17 protein-coding genes are annotated in these 21,557 nt (G+C 63.0%); 11 read left to right on the forward strand and 6 right to left on the reverse strand.

Going from position 1 to position 21,557, the window contains the following annotated elements:
* Positions 1–88 precede the first annotated feature (88 nt).
* The 4 genes from alr (at position 89) to C4Q27_RS12465 (ending at position 4,463) form a co-directional block, all read left to right on the forward strand.
* Positions 89–1,162: an alanine racemase gene (alr, locus tag C4Q27_RS12445; RefSeq protein ID WP_064493072.1), complete on the forward strand. Its 1,074-nt coding sequence runs from the start codon at positions 89–91 to the stop codon at positions 1,160–1,162.
* Between the two features lie 107 nt (positions 1,163–1,269).
* Entirely contained in the window at positions 1,270–1,818 is a 549-nt protein-coding gene (locus tag C4Q27_RS12450; RefSeq protein ID WP_003253526.1) for a cupin domain-containing protein, read from the forward strand.
* Between the two features lie 154 nt (positions 1,819–1,972).
* Positions 1,973–2,377, forward strand: coding sequence for a cytochrome c5 family protein (locus C4Q27_RS12455; protein WP_033723760.1), 405 nt, complete (start codon positions 1,973–1,975; stop codon positions 2,375–2,377).
* A 226-nt stretch (positions 2,378–2,603) separates the two neighbouring features.
* Positions 2,604–4,463 (forward strand): acetyl-CoA hydrolase/transferase C-terminal domain-containing protein, encoded by a 1,860-nt coding sequence (locus tag C4Q27_RS12465; protein WP_064493071.1) that lies wholly within the window; start codon positions 2,604–2,606, stop codon positions 4,461–4,463.
* A gap of 110 nt (positions 4,464–4,573) precedes the next feature.
* Here the strand turns inward: C4Q27_RS12465 and C4Q27_RS12470 are convergent, their stop codons facing one another.
* Entirely contained in the window at positions 4,574–5,146 is a 573-nt protein-coding gene (locus tag C4Q27_RS12470; protein WP_003253535.1) for a xanthine phosphoribosyltransferase, read from the reverse strand.
* A gap of 111 nt (positions 5,147–5,257) precedes the next feature.
* Entirely contained in the window at positions 5,258–7,267 is a 2,010-nt protein-coding gene (gene rep / locus C4Q27_RS12475; protein WP_104886908.1) for a DNA helicase Rep, read from the reverse strand.
* A 296-nt stretch (positions 7,268–7,563) separates the two neighbouring features.
* Here rep and C4Q27_RS12480 point away from each other — a divergent pair, with 296 nt between their 5' ends.
* The gene (locus C4Q27_RS12480; RefSeq protein WP_014592838.1) at positions 7,564–9,231 is read left to right on the forward strand and encodes a bifunctional diguanylate cyclase/phosphodiesterase; all 1,668 of its coding nucleotides are present in this window, start codon (positions 7,564–7,566) and stop codon (positions 9,229–9,231) included.
* Between the two features lie 152 nt (positions 9,232–9,383).
* Here the strand turns inward: C4Q27_RS12480 and C4Q27_RS12485 are convergent, their stop codons facing one another.
* Complete coding sequence (locus C4Q27_RS12485) at positions 9,384–10,772, reverse strand: NorM family multidrug efflux MATE transporter (RefSeq protein ID WP_014592837.1); 1,389 nt, start codon at positions 10,770–10,772, stop codon at positions 9,384–9,386.
* A gap of 157 nt (positions 10,773–10,929) precedes the next feature.
* Here C4Q27_RS12485 and C4Q27_RS12490 point away from each other — a divergent pair, with 157 nt between their 5' ends.
* Positions 10,930–11,856, forward strand: coding sequence for a LysR substrate-binding domain-containing protein (locus C4Q27_RS12490; protein WP_020193762.1), 927 nt, complete (start codon positions 10,930–10,932; stop codon positions 11,854–11,856).
* 98 nt (positions 11,857–11,954) lie between these two features.
* Here the strand turns inward: C4Q27_RS12490 and C4Q27_RS12495 are convergent, their stop codons facing one another.
* Positions 11,955–13,349, reverse strand: a complete 1,395-nt coding sequence (locus C4Q27_RS12495; protein ID WP_019436536.1) for a VOC family protein — start codon at positions 13,347–13,349, stop codon at positions 11,955–11,957.
* Positions 13,350–13,524: 175 nt separating this feature from the next.
* A complete protein-coding gene (locus tag C4Q27_RS12500) occupies positions 13,525–14,415 on the reverse strand; it encodes a LysR family transcriptional regulator (protein WP_010955772.1) in 891 nt (296 codons plus the stop codon).
* Between the two features lie 135 nt (positions 14,416–14,550).
* Between C4Q27_RS12500 and C4Q27_RS12505 the strand changes: the two genes are divergently transcribed.
* Together C4Q27_RS12505 and C4Q27_RS12510 are read left to right on the forward strand one after the other, a co-directional pair.
* Positions 14,551–16,041 (forward strand): aldehyde dehydrogenase family protein, encoded by a 1,491-nt coding sequence (locus C4Q27_RS12505; protein ID WP_003253547.1) that lies wholly within the window; start codon positions 14,551–14,553, stop codon positions 16,039–16,041.
* A gap of 157 nt (positions 16,042–16,198) precedes the next feature.
* Positions 16,199–17,485 (forward strand): FAD-binding oxidoreductase, encoded by a 1,287-nt coding sequence (locus C4Q27_RS12510; protein ID WP_004575229.1) that lies wholly within the window; start codon positions 16,199–16,201, stop codon positions 17,483–17,485.
* Between the two features lie 108 nt (positions 17,486–17,593).
* On the opposite strand, the gene C4Q27_RS12515 is transcribed toward C4Q27_RS12510, so the two are convergent.
* Positions 17,594–19,021 (reverse strand): mechanosensitive ion channel family protein, encoded by a 1,428-nt coding sequence (locus C4Q27_RS12515; RefSeq protein ID WP_064491284.1) that lies wholly within the window; start codon positions 19,019–19,021, stop codon positions 17,594–17,596.
* Between the two features lie 320 nt (positions 19,022–19,341).
* Between C4Q27_RS12515 and ycaC the strand changes: the two genes are divergently transcribed.
* The 3 genes from ycaC (at position 19,342) to C4Q27_RS12530 (ending at position 21,256) form a co-directional block, all read left to right on the forward strand.
* Positions 19,342–19,971, forward strand: a complete 630-nt coding sequence (gene ycaC, locus C4Q27_RS12520; RefSeq protein WP_003253552.1) for an isochorismate family cysteine hydrolase YcaC — start codon at positions 19,342–19,344, stop codon at positions 19,969–19,971.
* A 117-nt stretch (positions 19,972–20,088) separates the two neighbouring features.
* On the forward strand, positions 20,089–20,397 hold the full coding sequence (locus C4Q27_RS12525) for a hypothetical protein (protein ID WP_020193757.1): 309 nt from the start codon (positions 20,089–20,091) through the stop codon (positions 20,395–20,397).
* Between the two features lie 40 nt (positions 20,398–20,437).
* Entirely contained in the window at positions 20,438–21,256 is an 819-nt protein-coding gene (locus C4Q27_RS12530; RefSeq protein ID WP_010955768.1) for an alpha/beta fold hydrolase, read from the forward strand.
* Positions 21,257–21,557: the final 301 nt, after the last annotated feature.

The raw sequence follows: 21,557 nt of genomic DNA on the forward strand, positions 1-21,557 counted from the left end.
TTGAAAGCTGTGCACGACCTGTGGGAGCGGGCAAGCCCGCGAAGAATCCACCACCGATTTCAACCCGAACCACCATAAGGCAGCCGCCATGCGTCCCGCCCGCGCCCTGATCGACCTCCAGGCCCTGCGCCACAACTACCGTCTGGCCCGTGAACTGACGGGTGCCAAAGCCCTCGCCGTGATCAAGGCCGATGCCTACGGCCACGGCGCCGTGCGCTGCGCCCTGGCCCTGGAGGCCGAAGCCGACGGCTTTGCCGTGGCCTGCATCGAAGAGGCGCTGGAACTGCGCGCCGCCGGTATCAAAGCCCCGGTACTGCTGCTGGAAGGTTTTTTCGAAGCCAGCGAACTGGCGCTGATCGCCGAGCACGACCTGTGGTGCGTGGTGCACTCGCTGTGGCAACTGGAAGCCATCGAGAAAACCCCGCTGCACAAACCGCTCAACGTCTGGCTGAAGCTGGACAGTGGCATGCACCGCGTTGGCCTGCACCCCAAGGACTACCAAGATGCCTACCAGCGACTGCTGGCCAGCGGCAAGGTTTCGCGCATCGTGTTGATGAGCCACTTCGCTCGCGCCGACGAACTGGACGCTGACGCTACCTCCCAGCAAATCGCCGTGTTCGAAGCTGCCCGACAGGGCCTGGCCGCCGAATGCAGCCTGCGTAACTCGCCCGGCGTGCTGGGCTGGCCGCAAGCGCCCAGCGACTGGGTGCGCCCAGGCCTGATGCTGTACGGCGCCACGCCGTTCGAAGTGGCGCAGGCCGAGGCCGCACGCCTGCAACCGGTGATGACCCTGCAATCGCGGGTGATCAGCGTGCGCGAGCTGCCTGCCGGCGAGCCGGTTGGCTATGGTGCCAAGTTCGTCAGCCCTCGGCCGACCCGCGTGGGTGTGGTCGCCATGGGCTATGCCGATGGCTACCCGCGCCAGGCGCCTAACGGCACCCCGGTGCTGGTCGCTGGCAAGCGCACCCAGCTGATCGGGCGGGTGTCGATGGACATGCTCAGCATCGACCTCACCGACGTACCGCAAGCCACTGTCGGCAGCCCGGTCGAATTCTGGGGCAAGCAGGTGCTGGCCAGTGAAGTGGCCGCACATGCGGGCACTATTCCCTATCAGATCTTCTGTAACCTGAAGCGGGTACCACGGGACTACATCGGCGAATGAGACGCTGAAGCGGACAGGTTGGGGGCGGTGTGTTGTAAATACTGAACGGCATTGCCATGATATCGTTCACATCCACCCCCCTTTCACCGTTTCAGGAGGCTCCAGCTTTGGACGTCGGCGAACGACTGCAAGCCATCCGCAAGCTCAAGGGCCTGTCGCAGCGCGAACTCGCCAAGCGTGCTGGCGTGACCAACAGCACCATCTCGATGATCGAGAAGAACAGCGTAAGCCCCTCTATCAGCTCGCTGCGCAAAGTGCTGAGCGGCATTCCCATGTCCATGGTCGAATTCTTTTCGGTCGAGCTGGAGCCCCAAAGCCCCACTCAGATCGTCTACAAGGCCCATGAGCTGATCGATATCTCGGACGGTGCGGTGACCATGAAGCTGGTGGGCAAGTCGCACCCCAACCGTGCCATCGCTTTTCTGACCGAGGTGTACCCGCCAGGTGCGGACACCGGTGCCGAGATGCTCACCCACGACGGCGAGGAGACCGGTATCCTGCTTGAAGGCCGCCTGGAGCTGGTGGTCGGCAACGAGATTTTCGTTCTCGAAGAAGGCGACAGCTACTACTTCGAAAGCACCCGCCCGCACCGCTTCCGCAACCCATTCGACCAGCCGGCGCGGCTGATCAGTGCGGCGACGCCTTCAAACTTTTGATCCAGCGCAGTGCATTGATTCGGCAATACCCCTTTCCTGTGTGGGGTCGTTTCACGGCCTCTGGGTTCCCGCTATACTTTTCAACGCTCGCCGATCCGTGGCCGCGAGCGTGATTAGCCACCATGAGGGTGTTCGCGTGAATCAAATCAAGAAGATGCTGGCCGTACCAGCAGCCGTATTCGCCCTCTGGGCAATGAGCGCAACCGCTGCGACCAATGACGACATTGCCAAACGCCTGGAGCCGGTTGGCCAGGTGTGCGTCCAGGGCCAGGAGTGCAAAGGCATGGAAGTGGCCGCTGCAGCAGGTGGCGGGGGAGCCAAGACACCGGATGAAATCATCGCCAAGCACTGCAATGCCTGCCATGGCAGCGGCTTGCTCGGCGCGCCTAAAATTGGTGACACCGCCGCGTGGAAAGAACGCGCCGACCACCAGGGCGGTCTGGACGGCATTCTGGCCAAGGCCATTACTGGCATCAACGCCATGCCGCCAAAGGGCACCTGTGCAGACTGCTCGGATGAAGACCTGAAAGGGGCGATCAAGAAAATGTCCGGGCTGTGATTTACAGCTGAATTGCATGAGGCCCGCCGTTGATGGCGGGCTTTGTTTTTTTGTTGCCTGGGCCGGCCTCTTCGCGGGCAAGCCCGCTCCCACAGGTACCCCACAGGACCTGAAGGTTGTGTTAATCCTGTGGGAGCGGGCTTGCCCGCGAAAGGGCCGGTACAGGCAACCAATTACTTCAGCCCTATGTCCAACTCCTGAACCAATGGATGATTCAGGAGGCCCCATGCACCTCTGCTCCATCGACCAGGCTGTCGAGCAGGTCTTGTCCCGGCTGCCAGCCCATATCCATATGGGCCTGCCTTTGGGCCTGGGGAAACCCAACGCCTTCGTCAACGCACTTTACGCCCGCGTACGCGAGCTGCCCGAACGGCGCCTGACCATCTACACCGCACTTTCCCTCGGCCGCCCGCCACTGGGCGATGGCCTGCAGCGGCGCTTTCTCGAACCCTTCGTCGAGCGAGTGTTCGCTGACTACGAAGAGCTCAGTTACCTCGCAGACCTGCGCAACGACACGTTGCCACCCAATATTCGGGTCGAACAGTTCTTCATGCAGCCCGGTAGCCTGCTGCACAGCGAATCGGCGCAGCAGGACTACGTCAGCAGCAACTACAGCCACGCCGCACGGGATATCAACGCCAAAGGCCTGAACCTGATCGCCCAGTTGGTGGCCGCCACCCCCGAAAAGCCCGTGCACTTGAGCCTAGCCTGCAACCCAGACATCACCCTCGACCTGCTGCCGATGATCGCCAAGCGCCGCGCGGCTGGCGAAACCATCCTTATGCTGGGCCAGGTGCATGCCGAACTGCCCTACATGCCGGGTGATGCGGAGCTGCCTATCGATGCGTTCGACCTGCTGCTCGATGAAGCCGAGCAACGTCGGCTGTTTTCCACGCCAAACATGCCGGTCGGCATCCAGGACCACTGCATCGGCCTGCACGCCAGCAGCCTGGTACGCGATGGCGGTACGCTGCAGATCGGCATTGGTGCCATGGGCGATGCGGTTGCCGCGGCATTGCTGGCACGTCAGGGCGACAACGCCGGTTACCGTGCGGTGCTCAAGGCGCTGGATGTCGGACCGTGGCAGACATTGATCGAGCGAGAAGGGGGCCTGGACACCTTTGCCCATGGCTTGTACGGCTGCAGCGAGATGTTCGTCAACGGCCTGCTGGTGCTGGCTGAAGCAGGGCTGCTACGACGCCCGGCGGACGAGCAGGGCGCAATACTGCATGGCGGCTTTTTCCTCGGCCCGCAAGCGTTCTACCAGCGCTTGCGCGAGATGCCGCTGGAGCAGCGCGCGCAGTTTGCCATGACCCGTATCAGCTTCATCAACGAGCTATATGGGCAGGAGGCACTCAAGCGCCGACAACGTCGTGATGCGCGCTTCATCAACACCGCGTTCGGCATGACCCTGCTCGGTGCCGGGGTGGCTGACCAGCTTGAAGACGGCCGCGTGCTCAGTGGCGTGGGCGGGCAGTACAACTTCGTTGCCCAGGGCCATGCGCTGGAGGGCGGGCGTTCGATCCTGCTATTGCGCAGTTGGCGCGAGGCAGGCGGGGAGGTGACCTCGAACCTGTTCTGGACCTATGGCCACTGCACCATTCCCCGGCACCTGCGCGATATCGTGGTGACCGAGTACGGCATTGCGGACTTGCGTGGGCAGACTGACAGCGAAGTGATAGCGCGGTTGTTGGCGGTGAGCGATTCGCGGTTCCAGCCGGGCCTGATCAAGCAGGCAAAAGAAGCTGGCAAGCTTGCCGACGACTTTCAGCTGGAGGCGCGCTTTACCGACAATACCCCGCAACGCCTGGAGGCGATCAGGGCACAGCATGCGCGGCTGTTCCCGGAGTATCCGATGGGCACCGACTTTACGGCCGAGGAGCGGGATCTGTTGCGGGCGCTGAACTGGTTGAAGAGCAAGTTCAAGCTGAGCGAGGTGTTGGAGCTGGGCAAGGCAGCGTTGGATGCACCGGGCCCGGAAGGGTATGAGCGGCATCTGGCGCGGATGGGGCTGGAGGTTCCGCAAGGGTTGAAAGAGGAGCTTTATCAGCGGCTACTGCTGGCAGGCTTACAGGCTACAAGTTAATCGCTTGCGCACACTGGCCCCGTGTAGGAGCGGGTTTACCCGCGAATGCGATATTGAATCTGCGATCGCATTCGCAGGTAAATCTGCTCCTACGCCGGGACGGTGAGGCCTTACTCGATGAAGCTGACCACACCACCTTCCAGCGACTTCACCCGGGCCAGCGATTCAACGCGGTAGCCCTGGCTGTCCAGTTCGGCACGGCCGCCCTGGAACGACTTCTCGATCACGATACCCAGGCCCGCCACGGTGGCACCTGCCTGCTTGATGATCGAAATCAGCGCCTGCGAGGCCTTGCCGTTGGCCAGGAAGTCGTCGATCACCAGCACGCGGTCGCTGCTGTTGAGGTGACGCGGCGAAATGGCTACGGTGTTCTCGGTCTGCTTGGTGAAGGAATACACCGAGGCGGTCAGCAGGTTCTCGGTCAGGGTCAGCGACTGGTGCTTGCGAGCGAAGATGACCGGCACACCCAGTTTCAGACCGGTCATCACCGCCGGGGCAATGCCCGAGGCTTCGATGGTGACGATCTTGGTCACGCCGGCATCGGCGAACAGGCGAGCGAACTCGTCACCGATCAGCTGCATCAGCGCCGGATCGATCTGGTGGTTGAGAAACGCGTCGACTTTGAGAACCTGATCGGAAAGCACGATGCCTTCTTCGCGAATCTTCTGATGCAGTGCTTCCACTGTGATTTCCTCGATGTAGATAGTGGTCTGTATGGCCGATCTGTGAGCTCAAATCGGCCATACAAACCACCGTGGCCGCTAAAAGCGGCAAAGTTAAAGAGTAATGGTTGATCAGCGTTTGAGCATTGCCCGGATATCGGCCAGGGCGTTGTTGCCGCGAGCGGCCTTCACCTCGACCGGCGCGTCGTCCAGGCCCTCCCAGACCAGGTCGTCCGGAGGCAGTTCGTCGAGGAACCGGCTGGGCGTGCAGTCGATGATTTCACCGTACTGCTTGCGCTTGGCGGCGAAGGTGAAGGCCAGGGTCTGGCGCGCGCGGGTGATGCCCACGTAGGCCAGGCGGCGTTCCTCTTCGATGGTGTCGGCCTCGATGCTGGAGCGGTGCGGGAGGATTTCCTCTTCCATGCCCATGATGAACACGTAGGGAAATTCCAGGCCCTTGGAGGCATGCAGGGTCATCATCTGCACACCTTCGGCGTTCTCTTCTTCTTCCTGCTGGCGCTCGAGCATGTCGCGCAGCACCAACTTGCCGATGGCGTCTTCGATGGTCATGTCACCCTCTTCGTCCTTCTCGAGGGTGTTTTTCAGCGCTTCCACCAGGAACCAGACGTTGCTGATGCGGAATTCTGCAGCCTTGTCGCTGGCGGTCTGCTGGCGGATCCAGTTCTCGTAGTCGATGTCGCGGATCATCTCGTGCAGCGCGGCAATCGGGTCTTCCAGGGCGACCTTGTGGCGCACCCCATCCAGCCAATGCTTGAAGCGCTGCAAACGCTCGGTGTAGCGCGCGTCCAGGTGCTCGCCCAGGCCCAGTTCCTCGCTGGCGGCGTACATCGAAATGCCGCGCTCGGTGGCGTAGTTGCCGAGCTTTTCCAGGGTGGTGGAGCCGATTTCCCGGCGCGGTACGTTGATTACCCGCAAATAGGCGTTGTCGTCGTCCGGGTTCACCAGCAAGCGCAGGTAGGCCATCAGGTCCTTGACCTCCTGGCGGCCGAAGAAACTGTTGCCACCCGACAGGCGATACGGCACCTGGTGATGCTGCAGCTTCAGCTCGATCAGCTTGGCCTGGTAGTTGCCGCGGTAGAGGATGGCGAAGTCGCTGTACGGGCGGTTGGTGCGCAGGTGCAAGGTGAGGATTTCCATGGCCACGCGTTCGGCCTCGGCTTCCTCGTTCTTGCAGCGGATCACGCGGATCTCGTCGCCCACGCCCATTTCGCTCCACAGCTGCTTTTCGAACGCATGCGGATTGTTGGCGATCAACACGTTGGCGCAGCGCAGGATGCGGCTGGTGGAGCGGTAGTTCTGCTCGAGCATGACGATCTTCAGGGAGGGGTAGTCCTCCTTGAGCAGCATCAGGTTCTCAGGGCGTGCGCCGCGCCAGGCGTAGATCGACTGGTCGTCGTCGCCCACCACGGTGAACTGGTTGCGCATGCCGATCAGCATCTTCACCAGCAGGTACTGGCTGGCGTTGGTGTCCTGGTATTCGTCCACCAGCAGGTAGCGCACGCGGTTCTGCCAACGCTCCAGCACCTCGGGGTGCTCCTGGAACAGTTTGACCGGCTGCAGGATCAGGTCGTCGAAGTCCACCGCGTTGAACGCCTTGAGCGTGCGCTGATAGTGGGTGTAGACGATGGCGGCGGTCTGCTCGCGTGGGTTGCGCGCCTTTTCCAGGGCCTCTGGTGGCAGGACGAGGTCGTTCTTCCAGGCACCGATCATGTTCTTGATCTCGTCGATGCCGTCGTCGCCGGAGTATTCCTTCTGCATGATGTCCGACAGCAACGCCTTGATGTCGGACTCGTCGAAGATCGAGAAACCCGGCTTGTAGCCCAGGCGCTCGTGTTCCTTGCGGATGATGTTCAGGCCCAGGTTGTGGAACGTACACACGGTCAGGCCACGGCCTTCCCCCGGGCGCAGCAAGGTGGCGACCCGCTCCTTCATCTCGCGCGCGGCCTTGTTGGTGAAGGTCATCGCCACGATGTACTGGGCGCGGATGCCGCAGTTCTGGATGAGGTGGGCAATCTTGCGCGTGATCACGCTGGTCTTGCCCGAACCTGCACCGGCGAGCACCAAAAGAGGGCCGCCGACATAGTCACGGGCTTCCTGCTGCCGGGGATTGAGTCGGGACATGCTAGAAACCGGGGGTCGCCAGAAAATAGCCGCGCATTCTAACAGGCATGGGGCCGTTGTGGCGCGACCGTCTGACGTCTGAGTCAGACTTTTGTCCGTCTAATTATTAGTGTCACTAATGCTAGTAGCTGAAAAAATCATATTTGCCGGTTTGATTCGTTTCGCGCAGGATGCACGACAAAATACGTCGGAATGCTGCGGTCGAAAAAACATGCATAAAAGTGAAAATCATTTTCATTGAATGCAGTAGCATGCCCACCAGATCTCGTTGCACCGTCAAGCCCTAAGGAGCCCGCTTGTCCACGCCTGTCGAACCTCTGCGTTTGCTGCTGTTGGCCGATGAGCCGGAATGGGCTGCCTCGTTGCACGCGTGCATGCCTGCACTGGGTGGCAGCGCCGTGCTATTGACTGCGCCAAACTGGGAGGCGGTCGACAGCCTGTTCAGCCATGATCGCCAGGCCGTCGTGCTGGCAACGCCAGGCTTGCAGCCTGCCCCCGGGCGTTGCGAGCTGCCGACCATCCTGCTGCTTGACCACGAGCCTGAGGCCGCGCCCAGCGCTGTCAGCGACTGGCTGGTGCGCGACCAGCTCAACGCCGATACCCTGCGCCGCTCACTGCGCCATGTGCGAGAGCGCGGGGTGCTGGTCGCCACCTTGCAGCGCCTTGCCGAGCAGGACCCGCTGACCGGCATCGCCAACCGCCAGGGCTTCCAGGCTTTGCTCAATGCACGCCTGGCCGAAAACGAAGGCCGTGGTGTTGCGCTTGGCCACCTGGACCTGGACAACTTCCGCCACGTCAACGACGCCCTGGGCCACCAGAGCGGTGACCGGTTGATCCTGCAGGTGGTGGCACGGCTGAAGCATCAGCTGGAGGCGGGTGACCAGCTGGCACGTCTGGGTAGCGACGAGTTCGCCCTGCTGATCGACACCCGTCGCGATGCCAATCGCGCCGAATGGATTGCCGAACGCATCGTCGAGGCCTTGGCCGAGCCCTACTGGATCGACGGCGAGAGCCTGCTGCTGGGCTGCAGCCTGGGCCTTGCACATGCTCGCGCGCAGAGCGGCGCCGATCCGCTGATGTGGCACGCGCACATCGCCATGCGTCAGGCCAAGGGCAGCCAGGGCTGCACCTTCCATGTGTTCAACGAACGCATCAACCGCAACGCCCGCAGCCTTGCCGACCTGGAAAGCGAGTTGCGCCGCGCCCTGCGCCGCGACGAACTGGAGCTGCACTATCAGCCCCGGCTGAACCTGGCTGACGGGCGCATTGTAGGCCTGGAGGCGCTGGTGCGCTGGCGCCATGCCGAGCGCGGGCTGCTGCCGCCCAGCGAGTTCGTGCCACTGGCCGAGCAGAGCGGCCTGATCGTGCCCTTGGGTTATTGGGTTATTTCCCGTGCCCTGCGTGACATGCAGGCATTGTGCGAGCGTGGCCTGGAACCGCTGCACATGGCGGTCAACCTGAGTTTCCGCCAGTTCCAGGACAGCCAGCTACTGGCCACGTTGAGTCGCCTGATCCTTGAGCACGGTGTGGATGCCCGCTGGCTTGAGTTCGAGCTGACCGAGACGGCGGTGATGCGCCGCAACGAGGTGGTGCGCCAGACCATGGACGCGCTGGGCCGCCTGGGCGTGCGCTTCTCGCTCGATGATTTCGGCACCGGGTTTTCTTCGTTCGTGCACCTCAACAGCCTGCCGATCACCTTGCTCAAGGTGGACCGCAGCTTTGTTGCGGAAATGGAAATGCGCGAAGAGAACCGCAAGCTGGTGCACGCCATGATCAACCTGGCGCACAACCTCAACCTCGAGGTGGTGGCCGAGGGTGTGGAGAGTGAAGAGCAGCTGGCGTTGTTGCGCGGGTTTGGCTGCGACCAGGTGCAAGGCTTCCTGGTCAGCAAACCGCTACCGATAGGGGAATTGATGGCGTATTTGCTGCAGGCGCCCGGACGCCAGTTGGAGGCCGTCCTGTAGGAGCGGGTTTACCCGCGAATGGGCCGGGCCTGCTGGCCAATCTCCACCAGACGTTCACTGTTGCCGCCACCACCGTATTCGCGGGTAAACCCGCTCCTACAAGGGCCGCGCAATCCTGTAGGAGCGGGTTTACCCGCGAAGAGGCCCCCACGTCAGGCCGAAGCCGTCGCCTTCCCGGCAGCCCAAGCCTTCCCCAACAACCGCTTCATCCGCCACTCAAAGCCAAACGTCAGCGCCACCGCCGCACATGCCAGCCCCAGCGCCAGCCCCCACCAGATCCCTACTGCACCACCGCCCAGGGTAAAGGTGAACAACCAGGCGCTCGGCGCCCCCACCAGCCAGTAGCACACCAGCCCGATCAGGAAGGTGGTCTTGGCGTCTTTCAGGCCACGGATCGAGCCCATGGCAATCGTCTGCATGCCGTCGAACAGTTCGAACCACGCCGCCACCATCAACAACTGCACGGCCACCTGGAAGATCGCGGCAAAGGCCGGGTCATTACGGTCGATGAACAGCCCTACCAGTGCTTCGGGCAGCAGCAGGAACAGCGCGGCGAAGGCAAACATGATCATGGCCCCAAACCCGATGCCCACCCGCCCGGCGCTGCGCGCCGCCAGCAGGTTGCCAGCGCCGTAGTACAGGCCGACGCGCATGGTCACCGCATAGGACAAGCCAGTCGGCACCATGAATGCCGTGGACACGATCTGCAGGGCAATCTGGTGCGCCGCCAGTTCGGTGCTGCCCAGCACGCCCATGCACAGCGCGGCGAAGGCGAACAGGCCCACTTCCACCATGTAGGTACCGCCAATCGGCAGGCCCAGCCGCCACAGCTCGCGCAGGGCCGCCAGTGATGGGCGTGACAGGCCCTTGCGCAGCGGGTAGGCGGTATAGGCCGGATGCCAGCGGATATACAACGCCAAGGCAATGGCCATGCCCATCGACACCACTGCAGTGACCAGACCGATACCCATCAGGCCCAGCTTGGGCAGGCCGAACATGCCTTCGATCAGTGCCACGTTGAACAGGTAGTTGAGCACCGTGCCGAACAAACTGATGACCATCACCGGGGTCGAGCGGCCCAGCGCGCTGGTGAAGCCACGCAAGGCCATGAAGGTCAGATAGCCGGGCAGGGCCAGTGGCAGCAGGGTGAGAAATTCGGCGGCCGAGGCCACGTTCTCGGGCTTCTGCCCGAAAAGCAGCAGCACAGGTTCAAGATTCCACAGCACCAGCGCGGCGAACAGCGCCAAGGCCCAGGCTAGCCACAGGCCGTTCTGCGCCAGTCGGGTGGCGCCTTCGATGTCGTTGGCACCCTTGCGAATGGCCACCAACGTGCCGACGGCGGCGATCACGCCCAGGCAGAAGATCGATACGAACGAATAGCTGGCTGCCCCCAGGCCACCACCCGCCAAAGCCTGAGGGCTGATGCGGGCCATCATCAGGGTATCGGTCAGCACCATCAGCATGTGCGCCAACTGCGAGGCAATCAGCGGCCCGGCCAGGCGCAGCAAAGCCTTGAGTTCTGTGGTGGGCGCGACGTGCATGGGGGCAGTCCTTCATTCTGGGGTGATCAACGAAGGGCGATTCTGAGGCTTCGGTCAACTTTGCACAAAAGGATAAATGCGATAGTTGGCATGAGTTGAACTCATGTATATAGGTTTCTCGGGGATTTGCCCCACACGCCCATATTGCAGGTGCCTCATGCCACGCCAGCTACCACCGCTGTATGCCTTGCGCGCATTCGAAGCTGCCGCGCGGCTAAGTTCTTTCACCCGTGCAGGCGAAGAGCTGTCCATCACCCAAAGCGCCATCAGCCGGCATATCCGTACGCTGGAGGAGCATTTTGCCTGTCGCCTGTTCGTGCGCAGTGGCCGCAGCCTGCAACTTACCGAAGCGGGGCGGGTACTGCTGCCGGGCGTGCGCGAGGGCTTCGCGGCGTTTGAGCGGGCCTGTGAAACCTTGTGTGGTGAAGACGACATACTGCGCATGAAAGCCCCCTCGACCCTGACCATGCGCTGGTTGCTGGCGTGCCTTAGCCGCTTTCGGCATCTGCAGCCGGGCAATGAAGTGCAGCTGACCAGCGCCTGGATGGATGTCGACCATGTGGATTTCAACCAGGAGCCGTTCGATTGCGCGGTGTTGCTCAGCGACGGGGTATTCCCGCCGGAGTGGGAGGTGCGCAAGCTGTTCCCTGAGCTTCTGATCCCGGTCGGCGCGCCGGACCTGCTCGACGAGGAGCCCTGGGATGTGTGCAGGCTGGCCTCTGTCGAACTGCTGCACCCCACGGTGGACAAGCGTGACTGGCGGGAATGGCTGGAGCGTATGGGGCTTGGCGACCAGGTGTCGCTCAAGGGCGGCCAGGTGTTCGATACCCTGGAGCTAGGCATGATTGCCGCAGCGCGTGGCTACGGGATATCCATGGGCGACCTGCTGATGGTGGCCGAAGATGTGGCGCAGAAGCGCTTGAGCCTGCCATGGCCGACGGCGGTGCCCAGCGGCATGGATTACTACCTGGTATGGCCGCGTACTCGCCCGAGTGGCGAGCGTTTGCGGCGGTTGAGTGCGTTTCTGGAAGACGAGGTGGCGGCGATGGATTTGCCGGATGTGGAAATCCTGCCGCGTCTTTGATCACCTGCACCGGCCTCTTCGCGGGCTCGCCCGCTCCCACAGGTCGTATGCCCTGTACCTGTGGGAGCGGGCGAGCCCGCGAAGAGGCCGGTACAGATTTACATCGAACCCAGGTTCAACGCCTGTGCACAGGCCTGCAGCGACCGGCGCTCGCTTTGCGCATACAGCGCCAGCTCATCCTGTACCTGCAACCCCAGCGCAGCTTCGAACGCTTCGCGGTTGGCGTTGCTGCCGTATTCGGCCTGCGCATCGTCGCCCAGGTTGGACTGGAAGATCCCCGCCGCACTCACCGGCAGGAAGTCCTCGTACACCAGCGCCTCGAAGTGCACGTGGCCCGCGTCGATCAAGCCTTGCAGGGTGGTCGGGCGGCCTTCCTGGTCGCGTGCGGCCAGGCCTTTCTCGGTGGCGAAGTAGCGGAAGTACGCCAAGCCCTGTTCACGCATCTGCGCCAGGTCATCCGGGAACTCGGCAAAGTTTGCCTGTAGCAGCGCCATGTAACGCTCGGCATTGGCTTCGGCTGGAGCGCCACCCAGCGCAGCGCGGGTAGCGTCGAGCAACTTGTCGTAAAGCTGGCGACCTTTCGGGGTCAGCGCCGCGCCGCGTTGCTCGATTTCGCCAAAGCGCGCGGTGTGGCTGCCTTCGCGGCCTTGCTGGTCGCGGAAGGCGACCGTTTCCTGCAGGGCCTTGAAGCTGGTCTGGCGCAGCAGGATCGGGTGGCGGCGGGTGGGCGGGCCTTCAACCACGGCCTTCGGTGGGATGCCCTTGGCAGGCATGCCGAGCTGGATTGCATCGATATCCAGGGTACGCGGGGTCAGGTGGTTGATGTGCGGGCCCTTGAAGGCCACCACATCGGCGATCAGGCGGTGTTGGTCGTGCAGCTGCTGGTATTGCTCGGCCGTGACGGTAGCGTCCTGGTGCCAGCGGAAGGTGTGCAGCGCTTCCTGCACGAACGTCTCTGCATCCGCGGCGTCAAGGCCACCTTCGCGCTCACACTGGGCGATCAGTTCGAGGGCGCGGGAGGTGAAGATCTGGCGCTTGGCCAGGATGCCCTGTGCCAGCTCGCGCAACTGTGGGTTGTCGATCAATTCCAGGCGCAGCAGCGAGGTGAACACACGGAACGGGCTGACATGCAGCGATTGCTCGTGCACCGCGCGGAAGGCAGTGGAATGCACCGGTACGCCAGCGGAGCTGAGGTCATAGTAGCCGACCGGCTGCATGCCCATGACGGCGAACAGGCGGGCGATGGTGGCCAGTTCTTCGGCGGTGCCGACGCGGATGGCGCCGTGACGTTCCTGGTCCAGGCGCTCGATTTCGCCGGTCCAGCGCAGGGCCTCTGCTACTTCGGGTTGCTGGGCCATGACCTGCTGGTTGATTTCGCTCACCAGCTCCAGCAGCGTGCCGTACAGCGGCACTTCCTGTTTGTACATGAGCGACATGGCGGCAGAGAACTGCGCGCGGATGCTGTCTGGGCTGACGAAATCGTTGGCGGGCATCGCTAGCTTCCTGGTTGGGTTCGGACGCTTACATGAAAGCTGGGAATGCACTTTGCTCACAAGCGAAAAAAAGTGAGTGTGTCATTCCTTTTTTGATCGACCTCGACGGCCCTTTCGCGGCTAAAACCGCTTCTACGCGGTCCCCGTAGGAGCGGCTTTAGCCGCGAAGAGGCCGTCAAACCTGCAACTGCTCGCCAATCCATTCCACCAGCGCCCGCACCTTTGGCACCTCCGCCGCATGCTCGGCATACGCCAGGTAATGCGCCCCGGCACTGCGCATCGCATGGTTCCACGGCACCACCAGGCTACCGTCGGCCAGTTCCTTCGCCGCCAGGTAGCGCGGCACCAGCGCTACCCCGCACCCGGCCTGTGCTGCGCTCAACGCCATATAGAACGTATCGAAGCGCGGCCCGTGGTAGGCGCTGACGCTCTGCAGGTCCTGCTCCAGGAACCACTCATGCCAGGCCTCCGGCCGCGAGGTGCTTTGCAGCAGCACCAGCTCGGCCAGCTCCTCGGCACCGGCCAGCTTGCGCCCGGCCAGCAGCTCTGGCGCACACACCGGCACCACCTCTTCGCGGAACAACTCCACGCAAGTGGCCCCCGGCCAAGTGCCCTGGCCATAGAAGAACACCACGTCAGCCGAGCCTTGCAGCAGGGCGAACGGCTCCATCTCGTTGCGAATGTCCAGGTGGATATTGCCGTGCCGTTTGCCAAAACCTTTCAGATGCGGGATCAACCAGCGCACGCCAAAACTCGGTTGAGTGGCTACCTTCAATATCTCAGTCTGCTCGCCGTAGGTGAGTACGTAGCGGCTGGACATGTCCACCTGAGTGAGGATTTTGTTGACCTCGGCCAGGTACAGGCTGCCGGCCGGGGTCAGCTGCAAGCGCCGGCGGATGCGCAGGAACAGGTGGTGGCGCAGCATGTCTTCCAGCTGCGCCACCTGCTTGCTGACCGCGCTCTGGGTCAGGTGCAGTTCTTCAGCGGCACGGGTAAAACTCAGATGGCGGGCTGCAGCTTCAAAGCACTGCAGGGCGGTCATGGAGGGTACCAGGCGTTTTGACATAGCGGTCTCTGCGGCTCAAATCATTACCTGACGGAATGATATGCGGAATAAAGGTCGTTTGTTGTACCTATGTGATCGGATTAATACTGATCCACATCATTTTTCCACCCCATCACCGATGTAGGAGATGCACAAATGGTTGCTGGATTGCTCGAGCGCCTTGGCGTTGCCGCCGAGGCTTACACCCAGGGCGACTACCCTGTTCACACGCCGATCGACGGCAGCCAGATCGCCTCGGTGAAACTGCTCGGCAAGGCCGAGACCATCGCCCGCATCGATCAGGCCCAGAGCGCCTTCGAAGCCTGGCGCAGTGTGCCAGCTCCGCGCCGTGGCGAACTGGTGCGCCTGTTCGGCGAAGTGCTGCGTGAGCACAAGGCCGACCTCGGCGAGCTGGTCTCGATCGAAGCCGGCAAGATCACTCAGGAAGGCCTGGGTGAAGTGCAGGAAATGATCGACATCTGCGACTTCGCCGTTGGCCTGTCGCGCCAGCTGTACGGCCTGACCATCGCTTCCGAGCGCCCGGGCCACCACATGCGTGAAACCTGGCACCCGCTGGGTGTGGTCGGCGTGATCAGCGCCTTCAACTTCCCGGTTGCCGTGTGGGCCTGGAACACCGCCCTGGCCCTGGTGGCCGGCAACTCGGTGGTATGGAAACCGTCCGAGAAAACTCCGCTGACCGCCCTGGCCTGCCAGGCGCTGTTCGAAAAAGCCCTGAAAGCCTTCGGCGATGCTCCGGCTGGCTTGGCACAACTGGTGATCGGCGGCCGTGAAGCTGGCGAAGCCATGGTCGACGACCCGCGCGTACCGCTGGTCAGCGCCACCGGCAGCACCCGCATGGGTCGCGAAGTCGGCCCACGCGTTGCTGCCCGCTTCGGCCGCAGCATCCTGGAACTGGGCGGCAACAACGCCATGATCCTGGCCCCGAGCGCCGACCTGGACCTGGCCGTGCGCGGCATCCTGTTCTCGGCTGTCGGCACTGCCGGCCAGCGTTGCACCACCCTGCGCCGCCTGATCGTGCACCGTTCGATCAAGGACGAAGTGGTTGCCCGCGTCAAAGCCGCCTACGGCAAAGTGCGCATCGGCGACCCACGTAAAGACAACCTGGTCGGCCCGCTGATCGACAAGCAGTCGTTCGACGCCATGCAGGGTGCACTGGCCAAGGCCCGCGACGAAGGTGGCCAGGTATTCGGTGGCGAGCGTCAGCTGGCCGACCAGTACCCGAACGCCTACTACGTTTCGCCAGCCATTGCTGAAATGCCGGCGCAAAGTGACGTGGTGCGCCACGAAACCTTCGCACCGATCCTGTACGTGCTGGCCTACGACGACTTCGAGGAGGCCCTGCGCCTGAACAACGAAGTGCCACAAGGCCTGTCGTCGTGCATTTTCACCACCGACATCCGTGAAGCCGAGCGCTTCCAGAGCGCCTCGGGCAGCGACTGCGGCATCGCCAACGTCAACATCGGTACCAGCGGCGCCGAGATTGGTGGTGCGTTTGGTGGCGAGAAGGAAACCGGCGGTGGCCGTGAGTCGGGCTCGGATGCCTGGAAAGGCTACATGCGTCGCCAGACCAACACCGTGAACTACTCGCGCGAGCTGCCGCTGGCGCAGGGTATCGTATTCGACTGATGGATTGATGCTGCATGGCCGGGGGCCTGGCCCCCGGTTCGCGGGTAGACCCGCTCCTACAGGGTTCGTCCAAGCGACACCGACCCCTGTAGGAGCGGGTTTACCCGCGAAAGGGCCGCCCTGCGGCCCCAACAAGAACAAATTGCTGGAGCCGGCCATGTCCGAACTGCGTCAACAATGCTTGTGGGAACACGTCAGCAAACCGACCGTCGCCGCCCAGGCCCTGGCCGGTGAGCACAAGGCCGATGTCTGTGTGATCGGCGGCGGCATTACCGGCCTGTCGGCGGCCATCCACCTGCTCGAACAGGGCAAGTCGGTGATCGTGCTGGAGGCCTGGAAGATCGGCCACGGTGGCTCCGGGCGCAACGTCGGCCTGGTCAACGCCGGCACGTGGATCCGACCCGACGACGTCGAGGCCACCCTTGGCCAGAAGCAGGGCAGCCGCCTGAACAAGGTGCTTGGCGAAGCCCCGGCTGAAGTGTTCGCCATGATCGAGCGCCTCGGCATCGACTGCCAGGCCCAGCACAAAGGCACGCTGCACATGGCGCACAACGCCACCGGTATCGCCGACCTCGAAGCGCGTCACGAACAATGGCGCCGCCGAGGTGCCGACGTCGAGCTGCTGACCGGTGCCCAGTGCCAGGAATACTGCGGTACCGACAAGATTTCCGCTGCGCTGCTTGATCGCCGTGCCGGCACTATCAACCCCATGGGCTACACCCAGGGCCTGGCGGCTGCCGTGGCGCGCCTGGGCGGCAAAATTTTCCAGCAGTCTTCGGTCGAAGGCCTGGAGCGTGAAGGTGATGGCTGGCGGGTGAAGACTGCGCGTGGCGCTGTGCGCGCCGAAAAGGTGGTGATTTCCACCGGCGCCTACACCGAAGGCGACTGGAGCAACCTGCAGAAGCAGTTCTTCCGCGGTTATTACTATCAGGTAGCCTCCAAACCGCTGCAGGGCACCGCAGCCGACAAGGTGCTGCCACATGGCCAAGGTTCGTGGGACACCCGCACCGTGCTCAGCAGCATCCGCCGCGACGATCAGGGCCGCCTGCTGCTCGGCAGCCTGGGCCGGGTCGACAACAAGCCGGCGTGGTTCGTGCGCAGCTGGGCCGACCGCATCCAGGGCCATTACTACCCGGAGCTGGGCAAGGTCGAGTGGGAAATGCACTGGACGGGCTGCATCGACTTCACCCCTGATCACCTGATGCGCCTGTTCGAGCCGGCGCCTGGGTTGGTGGCGGTGACTGGGTACAACGGGCGCGGTAACACAACCGGCACCGTGATCGGGCGTGCGTTTGCCGAGTTCCTGCTCAAGGGCGAGGCGGACAGCCTGCCGATTCCGTTTTCGCCGATGAGCGGTGTGAGCGCGCCTTCGCTGCGCACGGCGTTCTATGAGTCCGGTTTTTCGCTGTACCACGCGGGGCAGTGCCTGAGGGTTGTGTTGTAAGTACTGGCCTCTTCGCGGGTAAACCCGCTCCTACAGGTTCACCACAGCCCTCTCAGGCGGTGAACAACTTGTAGGAGCGGGTTTACCCGCGAAGAGGCCGGCACAGTCTCACTTGTGCAACCAACTCAGGAAGCCACCTTTCTTGATCAGGGCCGGCTTCTGCAACAACAACGACTCCCGGCTCTGCCGCCGGAACCGCTGCAATTTGCTCAACGCCGTCTGCACTTCGCCACGTTGCTGCAAACAACTCTTCACCTGTTCCTTGTCGATCCGGTACAGCACGCAACTGGTCAGCGTGCGGAATTCGGCCAGCGAGTCTTCGTCGTCGATGATCCCCTCGATCCCAAGTACCTCTCCCGGCCCCATGCGTCCGGCCTCCAGCCGCTTGTCTCCATCGCGCACGGATGCCGACACCACACCGCTGCCAATCACCAGCAGATGATCGGAATGCTCGCCCACCCCCAGGATCACCTGGTCCGCCAGGTACTCGACTGCAGTCATGCGCTGGCTCAACGCATCGCGCTCTTCGTCACTCAGCGAGCGGAACACTCGCACCTCATCCAGCACCTCGCGCTGGCGGCTGCGCGGCGGCACGGCCAGGTCGACGTTCCACATCACCCCGCTGGCTTCCAGGTGCCGGTGCGCCAGGTCGAACAGCTGGTTACGTGCATCGCCCTTGGCGCCCGCATCGGCCACGAAGCCGCTGGCCTCGTACTCCACCGACTCCAGAGTCGAGGCCTTTACCGTCACCTTCGGCTTCGGGGTCGCAAGGATGGCACTGACGCCCTGCAAGGCTTTTTCCAGCGCATCGAACACACGCTTTGGCCGCACCTTGGCCGGGACCACCACGCTGATCGATACCCCGTGCACATCGGCCGGGCGACTGTGGTTGAGCAGCCGCGCCTTGGCCGCTACCGAGTTGGGGATCACCGCCAGGCTGCCGGTACCGGTCAGCAGGCGCGTGGCGCGCCAGTCGATATCCAGGACCTTGCCTTCGGTACCGTCGATGGAGATTGAGTCGCCAATCTGATAGGGCCGCGTGGTGTTCAGCACGATGCCGCTGAAGACGTCAGCCAGTGTGCTCTGCAGCGCCAGGCCGATGACGATGGCCATTACCCCGGAGGTGGCCAGCAGGCCCTTCACCGGCAGTTGCAGCACATAGCCTGCGGCCGCGACCACGGCGGCGAGGAAGATCAACGCCCCCAGCACATCCTGCAGCAAGCGCCCGCCATGGCTGCCACGGGCCACCAGCAACAGGCCGAACACCACGGTCACCGTGCGCGCACCGAACAGCCACCAGCCGATGGCCAATACCGTGGCCATCAGGTTGCGCGAAAGATCGTCGGGCCACGGCGGTGGTTGCAGCGGGCTCATGCCGGCGGCCATCAGCACCGCGCTGAACAGCAGGAAGATCACCAGACGCGCGCTGATGCGCCAGGCATGACGCTGAATGGGGATCAGTTGCCAAAGCACGAGGTCGAGCAGGATCAGGGCGCAACCGAGCAACAACGGGGACGACTGGATGAACGCCAGCATGGTGATCTCGGGGGTGAGGGGAGGGCTGTGGGTAGTAATAGAGCAGGTTTGCCGGGCAGGCAATGCAAGCCTGTGCTGGCCCCTTCGCGACTTGCCCGTTCCCACAGGTAAAGCGCTGGTTTTGAATCTTGTGCGATCCCTGTGGGAGCGGGCGAGCCCGCGAAGACGCCAGCAAAACCAACGCCAATCTATCGTTCCTCAAACAGAACGCTAAAGGCAAAAACCGCTATCTACCGCTCCAAAGGTGGTGGTTTTAATCTTCTCCCATCAACGCGAAACACCCAACTTACTGAACATCAAAACCCTTAGGAGCTACCCCCATGACCCACTTCAAATACAACCGCCTGAACAAAGACGACGCCGCTGTACTGCTGGTCGACCACCAGGCGGGCCTGCTGTCCCTGGTGCGCGACATCGAGCCGGACGCGTTCAAGAACAACGTGCTGGCCCTGGCCGACCTGGCCAAGTTCTTCAACCTGCCGACCATTCTTACCACCAGCTTCGAGCAAGGCCCCAACGGCCCACTGGTGCCAGAGCTGAAAGCCCTGTTCCCGGACGCCCCGTACATTGCCCGCCCTGGCCAGATCAACGCCTGGGACAACGAAGACTTCGTCAAGGCCGTGAAGGCCACTGGCAAGAAGCAACTGATCATCGCCGGCGTTGTGACTGAAGTGTGCGTAGCTTTCCCGGCCCTGTCGGCCTTGGAAGAAGAGTTCGACGTGTTCGTGGTCACTGATGCCTCCGGTACCTTCAACGCCATGACCCGCGACGCCGCCCACGACCGCATGAGCCAGGCGGGTGCGCAATTGATGACCTGGTTCGGCGTGGCCTGCGAGCTGCACCGCGACTGGCGCAACGACATCGAAGGCCTGGCCGCACTGTGCTCCAACCACATCCCGGATTACCGCAACCTGATGACCAGCTACAACGCCTTCAACGCCAACAAGTAAGCCCAATCGCCGCGGGCACCGCCAATCGGTGCCCGCCCAGGGCAGCACACCTATCCAATCCAGCGCCCGTCCGCCGTTGCACAGTGGATGCGGGCAAGCTCATCCCAAGGAACGCCGATGAACACCGCACTCCATGACAACCGCGAAGTGGTGACCGTATGCCTGCAACACAAGGTGCTTGATGGCTCGCCGGGCACCCCGGCAGCGCAACCGCCGCGCTGGAAGCAGGCACTGCTGACCTACCTGGTGATCTGCCCGATGACCATGGTCATCCCGCAACTGCTGGCGCCGCTGTTTGCGCGCTTCCCGCAGCTGGGCGGCGTGATTACCGGCAACCTGATCGTCAACCTGTTCGTCATCCTGCCCGTGGTGTTCTACATCATGCCTTGGGTAACCCGCCGCTGCGCCAACTGGCTGCGCGGCTGAGCCGACGCCTTCATCTCGACACTTTCAAGGAGATACCGCTATGAGCACGTTCGTTACCCGCGATGGCACTTCGATCTATTTCAAGGACTGGGGCAGCGGCAAGCCCGTGCTGTTCAGCCACGGCTGGCCGCTGGATGCCGACATGTGGGATTCGCAGATGGAGTTCCTGGCCAGCCGCGGTTACCGCGCCATCGCCTTCGACCGCCGGGGTTTCGGCCGCTCGAGCCAGCCGTGGAACGGTTACGACTACGACACCTTCGCCGATGACATTGCCCAGCTGATCGAGCACCTCGACCTGCGCGATGTCACCCTGGTGGGCTTCTCGATGGGGGGCGGTGATGTCAGCCGCTACATCGCCCGCCACGGCAGCGAGCGGGTGGCCGGGCTGGTGTTGCTGGGCGCGGTGACGCCAGTGTTCGGCAAGCGTGACGATAATCCTGACGGTGTCGACCTGTCGGTGTTCGAGGGCATCCGGGCCGGCCTGCGTGCTGACCGCGCGCAGTTCATCGCCGATTTCGCCACGCCGTTCTACGGCCTGAACCATGGGCAGCAGGTGTCCCAGGGTGTGCAGACGCAGACCCTGAACATTGCGCTGATGGCGTCCATCAAAGGCACCCTGGATTGTGTGACGGCCTTCTCGGAGACCGATTTCCGTCCCGACATGGCCAAGGTCGATGTGCCGACGTTGGTGATCCATGGCGATGACGACCAGATCGTGCCGTTCGAGACCACTGGCAAGCAGGCGGCGGAGCTGATTCGCGGTGCCGAGCTGAAGGTGTATGCCGGGGCGCCGCACGGGTTTGCGGTGACCCATGCGCAGCAGCTGAATGAGGACTTGCTGGCGTTCCTTCAGCGGTAATTGTGGGAAACATTCGCGGGTAAACCCGCCCCTACAGACGTTGTAGGAGCGGGTTTACCCGCGAAGAGGCCGGCCCAGGCAGCAAAAAGCTTGACCAGGGCTAACCTTCTTCAACCCACCGCACATCCATTCAAGCCCAGGCCTTGCATCAACCGGCATGCTTCGCAGTCCCCCTGCCGGCCCCTAGTCGGAGAAGCCCATGTCCCAGGATCGCAACGACAAGACCCGTCGCCAGTTCCTCGCCACCAGCACTGTGCTCGGTGCCGCTGGCGCGCTCTGGTCCGCATTGCCTTTTACCGGC

The organism is Pseudomonas sp. SWI36 (genome assembly GCF_002948105.1).
Lineage (GTDB): Bacteria > Pseudomonadota > Gammaproteobacteria > Pseudomonadales > Pseudomonadaceae > Aquipseudomonas > Aquipseudomonas alloputida.

What these genes read in the sequence shown, in the direction of transcription:
- C4Q27_RS12505 (WP_003253547.1), top strand. Translation starts at nt 14,551, where the DNA reads ATGGTTGCTGGATTGCTCGAGCGCCTTGGCGTTGCCGCCGAGGCTTAC.
- ycaC (WP_003253552.1), top strand. Translation starts at nt 19,342, where the DNA reads ATGACCCACTTCAAATACAACCGCCTGAACAAAGACGACGCCGCTGTA.
- C4Q27_RS12500 (WP_010955772.1), bottom strand. Translation starts at nt 14,415, where the DNA reads ATGTCAAAACGCCTGGTACCCTCCATGACCGCCCTGCAGTGCTTTGAA.
- C4Q27_RS12465 (WP_064493071.1), top strand. Translation starts at nt 2,604, where the DNA reads ATGCACCTCTGCTCCATCGACCAGGCTGTCGAGCAGGTCTTGTCCCGG.
- alr (WP_064493072.1), top strand. Translation starts at nt 89, where the DNA reads ATGCGTCCCGCCCGCGCCCTGATCGACCTCCAGGCCCTGCGCCACAAC.
- C4Q27_RS12495 (WP_019436536.1), bottom strand. Translation starts at nt 13,349, where the DNA reads ATGCCCGCCAACGATTTCGTCAGCCCAGACAGCATCCGCGCGCAGTTC.
- C4Q27_RS12515 (WP_064491284.1), bottom strand. Translation starts at nt 19,021, where the DNA reads ATGCTGGCGTTCATCCAGTCGTCCCCGTTGTTGCTCGGTTGCGCCCTG.
- C4Q27_RS12530 (WP_010955768.1), top strand. Translation starts at nt 20,438, where the DNA reads ATGAGCACGTTCGTTACCCGCGATGGCACTTCGATCTATTTCAAGGAC.
- C4Q27_RS12510 (WP_004575229.1), top strand. Translation starts at nt 16,199, where the DNA reads ATGTCCGAACTGCGTCAACAATGCTTGTGGGAACACGTCAGCAAACCG.
- C4Q27_RS12525 (WP_020193757.1), top strand. Translation starts at nt 20,089, where the DNA reads ATGAACACCGCACTCCATGACAACCGCGAAGTGGTGACCGTATGCCTG.
- rep (WP_104886908.1), bottom strand. Translation starts at nt 7,267, where the DNA reads ATGTCCCGACTCAATCCCCGGCAGCAGGAAGCCCGTGACTATGTCGGC.
- C4Q27_RS12455 (WP_033723760.1), top strand. Translation starts at nt 1,973, where the DNA reads ATGCTGGCCGTACCAGCAGCCGTATTCGCCCTCTGGGCAATGAGCGCA.
- C4Q27_RS12490 (WP_020193762.1), top strand. Translation starts at nt 10,930, where the DNA reads ATGCCACGCCAGCTACCACCGCTGTATGCCTTGCGCGCATTCGAAGCT.
- C4Q27_RS12485 (WP_014592837.1), bottom strand. Translation starts at nt 10,772, where the DNA reads ATGCACGTCGCGCCCACCACAGAACTCAAGGCTTTGCTGCGCCTGGCC.